At 47.7% G+C, this 13625-nt stretch carries 12 protein-coding genes; all 12 read left to right on the top strand.

Features of this window, described 5'->3' with window-relative positions; all coding sequences use genetic code 11:
* Positions 1–13 precede the first annotated feature (13 nt).
* The 12 genes from C3B51_RS11905 (at position 14) to C3B51_RS11960 (ending at position 13595) form a co-directional block, all read left to right on the top strand.
* Positions 14–2122 (top strand): motility associated factor glycosyltransferase family protein, encoded by a 2109-nt coding sequence (locus C3B51_RS11905; RefSeq protein WP_130245181.1) that lies wholly within the window; start codon positions 14–16, stop codon positions 2120–2122.
* A complete protein-coding gene (locus tag C3B51_RS11910; protein ID WP_125720739.1) occupies positions 2123–3310 on the top strand; it encodes a UDP-N-acetylglucosamine 4,6-dehydratase in 1188 nt (395 codons plus the stop codon).
* Between the two features lie 5 nt (positions 3311–3315).
* Entirely contained in the window at positions 3316–4458 is a 1143-nt protein-coding gene (locus C3B51_RS11915; protein WP_125720904.1) for a LegC family aminotransferase, read from the top strand.
* Between the two features lie 207 nt (positions 4459–4665).
* On the top strand, positions 4666–6012 hold the full coding sequence (locus tag C3B51_RS11920) for an NAD(P)-binding protein (protein WP_165389147.1): 1347 nt from the start codon (positions 4666–4668) through the stop codon (positions 6010–6012).
* Between the two features lie 132 nt (positions 6013–6144).
* Positions 6145–7335, top strand: a complete 1191-nt coding sequence (gene neuC, locus C3B51_RS11925) for a UDP-N-acetylglucosamine 2-epimerase (RefSeq protein ID WP_130245183.1) — start codon at positions 6145–6147, stop codon at positions 7333–7335.
* Positions 7335–8363, top strand: coding sequence for an N-acetylneuraminate synthase (gene neuB, locus C3B51_RS11930; protein ID WP_130245184.1), 1029 nt, complete (start codon positions 7335–7337; stop codon positions 8361–8363). The genes neuC and neuB overlap by 1 nt, the downstream gene beginning before the upstream one ends.
* A 12-nt stretch (positions 8364–8375) precedes the next feature.
* Positions 8376–9365, top strand: coding sequence for a GNAT family N-acetyltransferase (locus C3B51_RS11935; RefSeq protein ID WP_130245185.1), 990 nt, complete (start codon positions 8376–8378; stop codon positions 9363–9365).
* A gap of 6 nt (positions 9366–9371) precedes the next feature.
* The gene (locus tag C3B51_RS11940) at positions 9372–10031 is read left to right on the top strand and encodes a class I SAM-dependent methyltransferase (RefSeq protein ID WP_125720749.1); all 660 of its coding nucleotides are present in this window, start codon (positions 9372–9374) and stop codon (positions 10029–10031) included.
* A 13-nt stretch (positions 10032–10044) separates the two neighbouring features.
* On the top strand, positions 10045–11088 hold the full coding sequence (locus C3B51_RS11945; RefSeq protein WP_125720751.1) for a nucleotidyltransferase family protein: 1044 nt from the start codon (positions 10045–10047) through the stop codon (positions 11086–11088).
* Positions 11089–11096: 8 nt separating this feature from the next.
* A complete protein-coding gene (locus C3B51_RS11950; RefSeq protein WP_165389148.1) occupies positions 11097–12086 on the top strand; it encodes a Gfo/Idh/MocA family protein in 990 nt (329 codons plus the stop codon).
* On the top strand, positions 12079–12780 hold the full coding sequence (locus C3B51_RS11955) for a cytidylyltransferase domain-containing protein (RefSeq protein WP_130245187.1): 702 nt from the start codon (positions 12079–12081) through the stop codon (positions 12778–12780). Before C3B51_RS11950 ends, C3B51_RS11955 begins: the two co-directional genes overlap by 8 nt.
* Positions 12777–13595, top strand: coding sequence for an SDR family oxidoreductase (locus tag C3B51_RS11960; protein WP_125720757.1), 819 nt, complete (start codon positions 12777–12779; stop codon positions 13593–13595). The genes C3B51_RS11955 and C3B51_RS11960 overlap by 4 nt, the downstream gene beginning before the upstream one ends.
* Positions 13596–13625 lie beyond the last annotated feature (30 nt).

A 13625-nucleotide genomic window follows, 5' to 3' on the forward strand; every position in this document is an offset into this window, starting at 1 on the left:
ACAGGCTCACAACATGACCTCAGACGATAACCTCGATCTTCAACAAATGTTGAAGGCTGCAGAAGAGAAGTTGCTCGCGACACAACAGCAAAAAGAGCGTGAGCAAATCTTTGCCGACCAGGCTAATCCCCGTTTCGAGCGCAACCTTGCTGCATTTCGTAAATATTATCCAGAAATTGCCAACAGTATAGAGCGCTTTCAGACCCGCGAAGATTTTTGTATCCATGTCACGCAGTCCGGTCACGGTAACTTCTTTCCAAGAGGCAAGGATGTGCCCTTGTATGGTGACGATCCCGTTGCTCAGGCAAAAGAGCAAGTCGCACATTATACCAAGCATGCTAACTTTGGCAGGACAGATTACTTTGAGGCAACGCCCTGGCAAAGCACAGATAAACGTGTTCATGTACGTTATATGGTCAAACTGGTTGAAATACTCTCCAGTATCAAGCACACCGGTGGCAAACGTCTAGATTCATTACCCGAGGTATTTCCCAGCGCCATTGTGTTTGGCATAGGACTGGGGTACCACCTGACGGAGCTGCTGCAGCGTCATAAATTTGACTATCTTTTTATTTGTGAGCCAGATCTTGAACTCTTTTTTGCCAGTCTATTTTGTATTGACTGGGATGAAATCATTACCACCATTGATGATCAGGGTGGGTGCTTATTTTTGCACCTGGGCATAGATTATCAGGATTTTTTCAACGAAATTTTTAAAGTCGCTGAAGATATTGGTATTTTCTCTATCATTAACAGTTTCTGTTATCAGCATTATCCGTCTGATGAAATCACCAACCTGATAAAAGCATTTTTCGATAATTATTATCAGCTGCATCAAGGGTTTGGGTTCTATAATGATGCAATCACCGGCCTTGCACACGCTGTGCTCAATGCGGAGCAGGGCGCCAGCTTCTTATTTCCACGTATCAAAGGAAAGGAGCTGGCTCAGCAAATTCCGGTATTTGTTGTCGGCAATGGTCCGTCACTAGATGAATCCATTGAACTACTCAGGGCACACCAGGATGATGCGATTATCATTGCTGGTGGCACCGCGTTTCAAAGTCTGATGAAAGCGGGCATTAAACCCGATTTTCATGTATTGGTAGAACGCACCCAGGCAACCTACGATGTCTTATTGCATATCGAGCCTGAAGAAGGATATGGAGACACCAATTTATTGGCTGTCGATGTCATGCATCCCGATGTTCCTAAGCTTTATAAATGGACAGGGATCGGCCTTAAAGGCCCCGAAGCGGCTTCTGCATTTTTAACTATGGAAACGCTTAAGCGCTACGGACTAAGCGTGACCTCGTTGCCCGCCTGTGGTCCTCTGGTTTCAAACACAGCAGCGGCCTATGCCGTATCCATGGGTTTTGAAGATATCTATTTGATTGGTGTTGACAATGGCTATACGCAAAAAGGCAGCACGCACTCTAAACTCAGTATCTACAATGATGAACAGCTGAAATCCAGTTTTAAGCCAATGGCTGGTGCAACCATTAAACTGGAGGGTAACTTTGGTGATGATGTGCTTGCAACACCCTTATTGGCGCTATCTAAAGCAATGTTAGACAGACTGGCCCACAGCGCGCCTGGGTGTCGTATTTATAATGTCGGAGAAGGTGCGAAGATCCGTGATGCTATTCCACTGCGTGAAGAGCAAGTTTTAATCGCTAAGTCTTCTTTGGATAAACATCAGACTGTTGAAGCACTTAAGCAAGCACACTTTCAGCCGATCGACTTGCAGGATGCAGAGAAAAGCATGGCAATTGAAGAGTATCAAGAGCTGTGTGATTACCTCATTGAAATAGGCGAACGTCCGTTCGCAACTAGAGAAGAAGCCAATGAGCTGCTTAAAGCACAACAAAGAGTGGTGTATGCTTATCGCAAATCTGTACACCCTCACTTCTTTCACTTGATAAAAGGCACGTTGCTGTATTTCCACTGTCCGTTGATGACTATGATGTACTTTTTTGAAAACGAAAAAGAAACCATGGCGCACTTTAAACGCGGCTTTGCAATCTGGTTAGAGTTCCTCAAAGAGATCAGAGAGGACTTTGCCCTGAATTGGCATACCAAGTGTGATTTCACCTTGCCTAAGTACCGTAACGAAGATAAATAAATGGATACTTTACACCTGATTGGCCGCTCCAGCGGCCTGCTTGACGAAGATATATCGACACATCACGAAGCGCTCAGTAACCTGGTTCGCCAGTCAAGATTCTTGGTGCTGGGCGGAGCGGGCACAATTGGCCAGGCGGTGAGCAAAGAAATATTTAAACGCCAGCCAAAACTACTGCATATTGTTGATATTAGTGAAAACAACTTAGTGGAATTGGTGCGTGATATTCGTTCTTCGTTAGGATATATCGAGGGCGAATTTAAAACCTTCACATTGGATATTGGTTCACTAGAGTTTGCGGCGTTTCTGTCTGCACAGTCAGATTACGACTATGTACTGAATCTCTCTGCATTAAAGCATGTACGTAGCGAGAAAGATCCTTTCACGCTTATGAGAATGATAGAGACCAATATCTTTAACTCGCAGAAGACCCATGCGCAGTCCATTCAAAAGAATGCGAAAAAGTATTTCAGCGTCTCTACTGATAAAGCGGCTAATCCTGTGAATATGATGGGGGCGAGTAAGCGGATTATGGAGCTGTTTTTGATGCGTGGCAGTGCGAAACTGCCAGTGTCGATGGCGCGCTTTGCCAATGTGGCTTTCAGTGACGGCTCCTTATTACATGGGTTTGACATGCGACTCAAGAAACGTCAGCCGATCGTCGCACCCAAAGACATTAAACGTTATTTTATAACGCCGGAAGAATCGGGCCAGTTGTGCTTGTTATCTTGCTTGCTGGGTCACAACCTCGATATCTTTTTTCCAAAACTAAGGGATGAGCTACACCTGCAAACCTTTTCTGATATTGCCCAGCGCTATCTGGCATATTATGGCTATGAGCCTTACCTGTGTGACTCAGAGGAGCAAGCCAGAGCGCTGATGTCAGAGTTGCCAAAGGCGGGCAAGTGGCCATGTTTATTCAGTGAATCAAATACCTCTGGGGAGAAACCCCAGGAAGAATTTTTCACTGAGCAGGAAACCCTGGACTTAGCGCGCTTCACTAATCTTGGCGTGATAAAGCAACAAGCTTGCTTTGATGAGGCGAAATTAGATGCTTTTGCAACTGCAGTCAGCGATCTGCGACAATCCGGACGATGGACAAAAGCGCAACTGGTCACATTATTTGAACAATTATTGCCAGAATTTGCCCATCTGGAGTTAGGGCGCTCACTGGAAGATAAAATGTAATGTCGATTTCAAAAGAGCTGATAGCGCACATCCGCGCATACTATGAAACCAATGGCGTGATACCGCTACATCAACCTACCTTTGACCATCTCGAAAAGCAAAAGGTAATGGAGACAATTGAATCAAGCTTTGTTTCCAGTGTAGGGCAGTATGTCGATGCGTTTGAGCGGCAGCTTGCAGACTATTGTGGCGCCAGGCAGGCTATTGCGACGGTTAATGGTAGTGCAGCGCTGCATACAGCGCTTTATATGGCAGGCGTGCAACCAGGCGATCTGGTGATTACCCAGGCGCTTACCTTTGTGGCGACCTGTAATGTGATCCACCATCTGCAAGCTTCACCGTTATTCATAGATGTTAATCGTACCAGCCTGGGCTTATGCCCAGAGGCCATGGCAGACTATTTAACCCAGCATGCATTTTTGGATAGCGACGGCCACTGTCGTCATCGACAGACGAAACAGATCATTCGAGCTGTGGTGCCAATGCATACCTTTGGTCACCCCGTTCAGCTTAATGAGCTGGCGGCGCTGTGTGAACAGTGGAATCTGGTATTGGTTGAAGATGCGGCAGAGAGCCTCGGTTCCTGGTATAAAGGCCAACATACAGGCACCTTTGGCTGCCTTGCGGCGCTGAGTTTTAATGGCAACAAAATCATCACCACAGGTGGAGGCGGCGCTTTATTGTGTAATAGTGGTGAGATGGGGAGCCGCGCTAAACACCTGACCACGACTGCGAAGGTACCTCACCCATATGAGTATTATCACGATGAACCCGGATTCAACTTTCGGATGCCTAACCTTAATGCGGCGTTAGGATGTGCACAACTTAGCAAGTTGGATGCATTTCTAGCACAAAAAAGAGCATTGGCTGCGCGCTATGAAGCTTTTTTCCATGCGACTGATTATGAGTTTGTTACAGAGCCAAGCTATGCGCGCTCCAATTACTGGCTAAATGCTGTTATTTGTCCGTCCAGCGAGGAAAAAGAGGCGCTATTACGCTCGACCAACGCAGAGAAAGTATTAACTCGGCCTGTATGGCAATTGATGAATCGGTTGCCTATGTATCAAGGTTCATTAAGTGGTCCATTGACGGTGAGTGAGTGGTTGAGCGATCGCCTGGTCAACTTGCCGAGCACACCGGTACTGTAGAGCCGTTGCGTTTGGGAAGCGACTGTTTAAGTCTATTGTTATTCACAAGTCTTTGACAGGTATCAAGTTGCTTAAATGTGACTTAAGTTCTAATGGACTGGTTAAGATCATTACGAAAGGCTGTGAACAGTGATTTAAGGATTGGCTTGTGAAATGCATACCTTTGACATGACTTAGATGTGCTGTATTGCGACGTTAGGTGAACAGATGAAAGATAGTTACGACGATATTGTAGTAGGGGCTGGCATTGCCGGTATTGTGGCGGGCCTGGTAAAAGCGCAGCAGGGGCGTAAGGTACTGCTAGTCGACAATGCAACTGAGGCTGGTGGCCTGATGCGCTCGTTTCATACCCCACAAGGGCATACATTTGACTATGGCACCCACCTGCTGTGTGAATTGGGTGATGAAGCGCTGGACAACTTACTGTTTGCAGAAGTAAGAGACGGCGCGTGGATTGAATTTGATGGGCTCCAGTGTGGACATTTTGTGCATGGCCAGCTAGGGGAGGTATCTCCCGTTGTCGATGCCGCAGTTTTGCCAGAGGCCGATTATTTTCGGGGTCTTTATGAACTAACTGAAGCCACAGCATCACGCAAAGCGCACTATGCCAGCCTGGCTGAGCAGTTGCATTGCCAGTTTGGCAAAACAATCAGTGAACAACTCATGATCCCCGCTGCAGAAAAGCTATTCTTCCAGTGCGCCAGTCATTTGACCCCAGATTCGCATCTGCTATTCGGGCTGGCGCGAGTGCAGGGATACAGTGCGCAAGCGGTACGAATGCTTAAACAGTTACCCTTGCTGGATGAGGTATTGGCATATCGTTCTTTTCACGAGGGCAAAACGGGCCAGGCGCGGTTTTACCCCGAGTCAGGCGGTGTTGGTGCCTGGGTTGATATTCTGTTGGATAAGTTTGTTGCTTTGGGTGGTACTTTGTCTTTGGGAACTCAGATCTCAGACATTGAGTATCAGGAAGGGCAGATCTCCGCTTTGACCATTGGCGATCAACGCGTTGCCACACAGCTCGTGACCTGGACTGTCCCCTTGTTTGGTTTACTCAAGTTGCTACCGGTCACACTGAGCAAACCGGCCGAGCCGCTATTGTTTTTAGACTCTTATCTGATACACCTGATAGTTGACTGTCCCCCATCGACGGCAATGCATTATTATTGCAACTATGATCCGCAATATAGTCATTTCAGGACGACGCTGTATTCAAATATGCAGGGCCATGGAGATGCGGATGGCTACAGGGCAACGGTTGAGTTGTTTAGAGCTGCGGGCTCGTCTCAATCGGCACCGGATGAACAGGCGATCTTAGATGAACTTAAGGCCTGCGGCGTTTTTCCATCGGATAGCGAATTACGTTTTGCCACCACAGATTTTATCCCAAACAGCTTTCCTGTTCCGACACATGCATTCCGTGCGCTGCAAAAAGAACAACTGGAGACAGTCAAGTCTGCGGTGAGCAACATTCAGCTTTTTGGTAAAGCGCGTGGCGACATCTTTTTTATGAACGACGTGATCCTGGATGTTTATAAGCATGCCCAGAGATAAAGACAAGGTGCTTTTAGGCGTGAATAGTCGCGGTTTGCTTAATTCACGCCTGATTCGGTTTGCATTTTTTTGGTCTTAGCACAAATCTGTTAGAATAGATAAATAACTAAAAAAATTGGATTTATGTAAGCCATGAAAATCAAGCCGCCAACGCAGCTTCCGACAATCATGCTGATCACCAGCTCCCGAGCCGAGTTTGGCGTACTTTACTGGTTGATAAAAGCGTTACACGCATCTGAACACTTCAATTTTGAGTTGGTTGTAACGGGTAATCACCTGGTGCCCGAGCAGGGTTATACGCTCAACGAAATCGAAGATGAGGCAATCGAGATCACTGAGTGTGTCGATATTATGCTTGCCGGCAGCAGTCGCTGTGCGAAGGCAAAATCATCGGCTCTGGGCATGATGAGCTTTGCAGATGTGTTCGCGCGTCGCGAACCGGATCTGGTAATGGTCATGGGTGACCGATATGAACTACTGGGCATAGTGTCGGCAGCTGCGCTGATGTCTATTCCTGTGTCTCACTTCTCCGGTGGTGAAATCACCGAAGGGGTTATTGATGACACGGTTCGCCATACCCTGACCAAAATGTCGCAACTGCACTTTGTTTCTAACGAATCGCACCGCAACCGGGTGATCCAGTTAGGCGAGCCGCCCTCAACGGTGTTTAATGTTGGTGAGCCGGGGTTAGAAAATATACGCCGTTGCAGTACTTTGTCACAAACAGAGCTGGCAGAAAGCCTTGATTTTTCATTAGACAGCCCCTTCATTCTCTTTACTTTTCACCCAGTGCCTAAAGATGGTGCGCTGACAGGTGAACAGCAATTGACCGAGGTCTTATCTGCGCTCGATGCGCTGATGGCGACTTACAAGGTCATCATTACATTTCCAAACAATGATGAGGCCGGAGCAGCCTTTATTCCTTTGCTCAGTGCGTTCAGGCAACAACATAGCGAGCGCGTATGTTTAATTGCATCACTAGGGTTTAAACGTTATCTGTCAGCACTTAAACATTGTGCGATGGTGTTCGGCAATTCTTCAAGTGGGCTGATAGAGGCGCCATCATTTGGTAAACCCACCATCAATATTGGTAACCGGCAAGCGGGCCGCACACGCGGTGTTAATGTTATTGACGTTGAGGTCGATAAAAAAGCCATACTAAATGCAGTAGATAAGGCATCAGATGCACAGTTTCTGACGCAACTGAGCCGTGAGGTGAACCCTTATGGTGATGGTCACACGGTCGATAAAGTCCTTGAAGTATTGAAAAAAGTACAGTGGCCGATTAACTGCCGAAAAAAATTTTATGATATAGGTGCATAATGCAATACGAGTCCGTTTTTATCATCGCCGAGGTGGGCGTCAATCACAATGGCAGCCTTGAATTAGCAAAAAAGCTGATCGACGTGGCTGTTGAAGCCGGCGCTGATGCTGTCAAATTCCAGACTTTTGTTACCGAAGAAGAGTTAGTGAAAAGCACGCCCAAAGCGGCTTATCAGCAACAAACCACCTGTGCTGAAGAAACACAGTTCGAGATGGTTAAAAAGCTTGAGCTGAATAAACAGCAGCACATTGAACTGATCCAGTATTGCCAACAGCACGATATTGAGTTTATGTCATCTCCGTTTGACCTAATCAGCGTCAATTTATTGAATGAGCTGGATGTGAAGCGGATCAAGATCCCTTCGGGAGAGATCACCAATGTTCCGTTCCTCAGAGCAATAGCCGCTCTAAACAAGCCGGTCATTCTATCTACCGGAATGGCCTACCTGGCAGAGGTTGAATTTGCGCTCTCTCATCTTAAAGCTGGTGGACTGGATGAGCAGCAGATTGCGATACTGCATTGTACGTCCGAATACCCGGCAGCAATGGAGCTAGTGAACCTCAATGCAATGACAACATTAAAGCAACAGTTTGGTCTGCCAGTGGGGTATTCAGATCATACGCTCGGCGCTGAAGTCGCGCTGGCCAGTGTGGCACTGGGGGGGAAGATCATTGAAAAACACATCACTTTAGATAACTCCATGCCCGGACCGGATCATGCGGCATCATCTGAGCCTGAACAGTTTAAAGAAATGGTCAGGCAAATCCGAAACGTTGAGGTGGCACTTGGCAGCGACATAAAACAGCCGACGGCGCCAGAGCTGGCGACAAAGGATGTGGTGAGAAAAAAAATCGTCGCGAGACACAGCATTCGACAAGGTGAGCAACTGACTGCTGAAAACCTAACAACCAAACGCTCGCCAAAGGGGGTGGGAGCAGAGCATTGGTTTGAGGTAATAGGCGGTATTGCAAGCCAGGATTATGACCCTGATATGCCGGTCGAGATCGGCTCACATACCCTGAGCTGAGCCGCTGCCGTCATGTTTGTTGATTTAAGCACCGCACAAGCCTGGTTTGATATGCTAGATCAGGATAAGCAATACCCAACCGCCTCACCCGAATATATTCAGTTAGAGGCAATGCAATCCCGCGATCGTACGGCGGTGTTTTACTTATGTCTTGAGCAGGCTGAGTTTTACTATCTGGCCGGGTATCTCACACACAGTGAGCAAGGCTTGATTGACTTTGAAACGCCCCGGGGATACGGCGGTGTGATCACCAATGTCACGGATCCTAAAAAACTGGCTCACTTGAGCCAGGCGTGCGTTAGTGCCTTTGCAAAGCGGGGCGCATTATGTGGCTTTATCCGCACAATTCCGGCATGGCAAAATCATCGTCAGATGTCGGGAGACAGTTGGTTTGACAGGCGCACTGTGGCGATTGATTTAACCGTACCAGATCTGTTGGCAAGCTATCAGACCAGAGCAAGAACGGCTATCCGTAAGTCACGCAAGGAGCATGTTTGTGTAAAACAAGCTGCGTCTTTGCAGGAGTGGTTAGCGTTTTTTGAACTGTACCAAAGGCGTATGTCAGAGCTAAATGCCACGCAGGAGTATCTGTATGACAGGGATTACTTTACAGCCTTGTCAGGTTCAGCGCTGGCGAAACTGTATTTGGCATACCGGGATGGCCAGGTACTGGCGGGATGTATTGTATTGCAGACTGGGTTTTTTGCGGAATATCATTTATCGGCATCCACAAAAGATGGTATGAAATATGCCTGTACTCAGGCATGTGTTCATTTTGCGGCACAAGCCTGTCAGACGCAGGGGGTTAAGGTGATGCACTTGGGTGGTGGTCTGAGTAATGATGAAAAAGATCCCCTGTTCTTTTTTAAAGCGGGTTTTTCTGATCTTCATCTGGACTTCAATATCTGTCGATGGATCTTTAACTCTGCTGCATATGAAGCGCTGAGGGCACAGTATCAAGCTGCGGGAAAACCCGTTAACAGAGTAATATTTTATAGGTGAATGGCTATGGCATGGGATGATGTATGGGAACGCGTTTTTACTTCACAAGAATGGGGTAAGTACCCCGGAGAAGATGTGATCCGCTTTATTGCGAGAAATTTCTACCAGCTTGAAGATAGACGGTCCGTTAAAATTTTGGAAATTGGTAGTGGGCCTGGCGCAAACTTATGGTTTCTGGCACGCGAAGGGTTTGATGTTTATGCAATTGAAGGCTCCCCCTCGGGTGTTGAGCAGGCCAAGGCACGCCTTGATAAGGAGCTACCAGGCTGGCGTGGTGAAGTTTTGTGTGGTGACTTTAGCTCGTTGCCATACGATAGCGAGACATTTGATGCGGTAATTGATGTTGAGGCGGTGACCTGCAATCCATTTGCCGAGTCAGTGGCGATATATAAAGAAGTACACCGAGTGCTAAAGCCCGGTGGAAAGCTGTATTCAAGAACATTTGCTAAAGGCACGCTCGGCGATGAAACCGGCGAGAAGATAAGCCATAACTGTTATCTGACGGATACCGGGCCGACGGCAGGTAAAGGGCCCACTCGGTTTACGGCTGAGGATGAAATCGCCCAGTTATTAGCACCGTTCTCCAGTTTCAGTTTCGGCGAATTGGCCCGTAGTGAAGATCAAGTGTTAATTACCAAAGAATGGTGTATGACTGCGGTAAAATAAAGAGGTACCCATTATGAACGAACCCTGGACCGATTCGCTGCTGCCATTGCCGGCAACGATGCAAGATGCTATCAAAACGCTTAATGAGTCGTCAATCAAACTCGTCTGCTTGACCAATGCACAGGCACAGCTGGTAGGAGTGATCACGGACGGGGACATTCGCCGCGCTATCGTGGCGGGTAAGGAGTTGAGTACACCCGTGACGGACTTTATGTGTACCACTCCGGTTACTTTTAGTCCACAAGACAGCCGCATCGCCCGCAAAAAAGCCTTTGAGCATCACAAATTGCTTTATATCCCGGTTTTGGATGCGGAAAATAAAGTCATCAATATTGAGGTCTCTCAGTCATTATCTGTGTTGACACAAAGTAACACGGTATTTCTGATGGCGGGTGGTTATGGCACCCGGCTAAGGCCCTTAACGGAAGAGTGTCCCAAGCCATTACTTAAGGTAGGGACAAAACCTATTCTGGAAACTATCATAGAGAGTTTTGTGAATTACGGGTTTCAGGAGTTTAAGGTCTCGGTGCATTACCTCGCAGAGCAAATCAAAGACTACTTTAAGGATGGTAGCCAGTTTGGGGTCGATATTGGCTATGTAGAGGAGTCTAAACCGCTGGGAACAGCAGGTGCATTGAGCTTGTTACCTGCGCAGACCGATCCTTTGATTTTAATGAACGGCGACTTACTGACCAAAGTTGATTTCAAGGAGCTCCTGGCTTATCACCTTAGCGAGCAAGCGCAGATCACTATGTGCGTGCGGGAATATGAATATCAGGTTCCCTATGGTGTGATTAATGCGCAAGATAATCAGGTAAAAGAGATTGTCGAAAAGCCCATCGAGAAATATTTTGTCAATGCAGGGATCTACGTCATCTCGCCCGAGGTCGTCAATGCACTGGCCAAGGGCGGTCACAAAGATATGCCTGACCTCATCAATGAATGTCTTGCGAAACAAGAAAAAGTCGCGATGTTCCCAATTCATGAATACTGGCTCGATATTGGACGAATGGCTGATTTCGAGCGAGCTCAGATTGATTTTTTACATAACTTCTAGGCATTACTTTGAAGGTACTCGTTTCTGGGTATGGCAATATTGCAAAGCGCCATATCAATAACTTAATGTTGCTGGCTGACATCACACACTTAGTTGTGGTGCGCCGTTCAGCGGCACAACTGGACCAGCAGTACAGTTTTCCCGTGACAGTATATAGCGCTCTGGATGAGGCGCTGTCTGCTCATACGTTTGATATTGCATTTGTCTGCTCTCCGGCACCGCAGCATGCCCCTCAGGCCTTGCGGCTATTTGAACTTGGTATCCCCTGCTTTTTGGAAAAGCCGCTCTGTCAGACGCAGCAGCAGGCGCAAGCTTTACTGGCGCAGCACAAGCATCACCCTGTCCCAGTCATGCTGGGATATGATCTGCGCTTTACTCAGGGATATGCACAGTTAAAACGCTTACTTCAGCAGCTTAATTTGGGCACAATCTGGCGTATTTCTGCCGGTGTCGGTCAGTATCTACCCGACTGGCGACCGGGAAAACCCTACCAATCCTGCGTATCGGCACGCAAGTCCCTGGGTGGCGGTGTGCTCAGAGAGCTTAGCCACGAATTAGATTACTTGATTGGCTTGTTCGGGATTAAGCTCAATAAGGTCGGTGTATTGAAAACGGTTCATCCGAGTCTGGAGATGGACTGCGAGAACGAGGCTCAGATCCTGGCCATGGCGACGATTGACGGCCAGCAGGAACAGGTTAGTACCCATGTCAGCCTGGATATGTTGTCAAGAAAAGCGTTCAGGACACTGAAAGTGAGTGGTACCGAAGGGGAACTGGTGTGGGATGCTATCGCACAAACGCTCCTTATTCATAACGGGGTTGAGGAACGTATTGTCGAGGTATTCGAAGAGGGTAATCAGCCCTATATCAGAATGATGCAAGTATTTCTCGATAAAATTGCACACTGGCAATGCGATGATGCAGAGCTCCGTCAGGGGATTGCAGTGCAGTCACTGATTGAGCAAATCGAGCAGGAGGACGTACAAATTCATGGCTAAGATTTTTGCAGTTACATTCGCGCGAGCGGGATCCAAAGGCATTATTAAAAAAAATATTAAGCCATTAAATGGAAAACCCTTACTGGCTTATAGCATTGAATTGGCACACCAGCTTTCACAGGTAGAGGGCGTATATGTGTCAACGGACGGTGATGACATCGCACAGGTTGCCACTACTTATGGGGCTCAGGTGATCACGCGCCCTGAAGCGCTTGCCAGCGACCAGGCCAATGAGTGGCTTGCCTGGCAGCATGCTGTGGAGTATCTGCAAGCCCATTGCAACATGCAAGATGATGACTTGTTTCTGAGTTTACCGTGCACTGCACCGCTGCGTGCCCGCGAGGATATCGAACGATTGGTAAGCCAGTTTAATGAATCGACTTGCGATTTGGCACTGTGTGTGACTGAGTCAGCAAGAAACCCTTATTTTAATATGGTGCGCCTTGATGATGACGGACTGACATCGCTGGTGTGCGACGCAGGCCAGTTCCATCGCAGACAGGACGTGCCCTCAGTATATGACGTGACAACGGTCGGTTATTTGACGACGGCACGGTTTGTTTTAACAGCAACTGGGGTGTTATCAGGCAGTACATTAGGTGTGGTAATACCCAGATCGCATAGCATTGATATTGACGATCAACTTGATTTTGAATTTGCTGAACTATTAATAAAAAAACGGGAGCAAGCATGAGGACGATTGCGCAGCTGCAGGATATGCAGCACACCTGGACACTCATTACCGGCGGAGCAGGTCATGTTGGCAGAACGGCGGCTGAAACGATTCTGGAACTGGGGGGCAAGGTGATCCTGGCCGATCGCCACTCTGAGGCCCTGAATGCGGCAATAGAAGGGCAGTTCAAAGATGCGTATGCACAAAAGCGGATTGCCATCGTGAGCGTAGATTTGGCTCAGAGCAGCGACATCAGTGAGATGATGCGTGAAGTAGAGACTATCACAGGAGGCACGCTGAATTGTTTGATCAACAACGCCGCGTTTGTTGGTACAGATAATCTCACCGGCTGGTGCGTGCCTTTTGCGCAGCAATCTTTGGAAACGTTTAAGGCATGTATTGATGTTAACCTAACGGCCCCATTCCAGATCAGCCAGCAAGCATGTCAGCTGATGGCGAGGTCGGAACATAAGGTAAAGTCCATCATTAATATTTCTTCGATATACGGCGTTGTCGGGCCGCAAATGGACCTCTATGCCGGCACTGATATGGGTAACCCTGCAGCTTATGCCGCCAGTAAAGCGGGCCTAATGCAACTTACCCGCTGGATGGCACCTGTTGTGGCACCTCAGATCCGGGTTAACACCCTTTTACTGGGTGGTATTGAAAGAGGTCAGCCCGAATCGTTTAGCAAAAAATATAATAGTAAGGTGCCGCTTGACCGGATGGCGACAGAAGAAGACGTAAAAGGTGCCATTGCCTACCTTGCCAGCCAGCTGTCTAACTATATGACAGGGCAAACATTAAGTCTGGATGGCGGCTGGACAGCCGTATAGCACTCAGTATCAAACCAAACTCACTGAGCT

Origin of the sequence: Pseudoalteromonas rubra (assembly GCF_004212645.1) — a bacterium.
Lineage (GTDB): Bacteria > Pseudomonadota > Gammaproteobacteria > Enterobacterales > Alteromonadaceae > Pseudoalteromonas > Pseudoalteromonas rubra_G.

Bases quoted from the DNA above. Each gene is read 5' to 3' on its own strand.
- C3B51_RS11960 (WP_125720757.1), top strand. From the start codon at position 12,777: ATGAGGACGATTGCGCAGCTGCAGGATATGCAGCACACCTGGACACTC.
- C3B51_RS11940 (WP_125720749.1), top strand. From the start codon at position 9,372: ATGGCATGGGATGATGTATGGGAACGCGTTTTTACTTCACAAGAATGG.
- C3B51_RS11955 (WP_130245187.1), top strand. From the start codon at position 12,079: ATGGCTAAGATTTTTGCAGTTACATTCGCGCGAGCGGGATCCAAAGGC.
- neuC (WP_130245183.1), top strand. From the start codon at position 6,145: ATGAAAATCAAGCCGCCAACGCAGCTTCCGACAATCATGCTGATCACC.
- neuB (WP_130245184.1), top strand. From the start codon at position 7,335: ATGCAATACGAGTCCGTTTTTATCATCGCCGAGGTGGGCGTCAATCAC.
- C3B51_RS11905 (WP_130245181.1), top strand. From the start codon at position 14: ATGACCTCAGACGATAACCTCGATCTTCAACAAATGTTGAAGGCTGCA.
- C3B51_RS11945 (WP_125720751.1), top strand. From the start codon at position 10,045: ATGAACGAACCCTGGACCGATTCGCTGCTGCCATTGCCGGCAACGATG.
- C3B51_RS11910 (WP_125720739.1), top strand. From the start codon at position 2,123: ATGGATACTTTACACCTGATTGGCCGCTCCAGCGGCCTGCTTGACGAA.
- C3B51_RS11920 (WP_165389147.1), top strand. From the start codon at position 4,666: ATGAAAGATAGTTACGACGATATTGTAGTAGGGGCTGGCATTGCCGGT.
- C3B51_RS11935 (WP_130245185.1), top strand. From the start codon at position 8,376: ATGTTTGTTGATTTAAGCACCGCACAAGCCTGGTTTGATATGCTAGAT.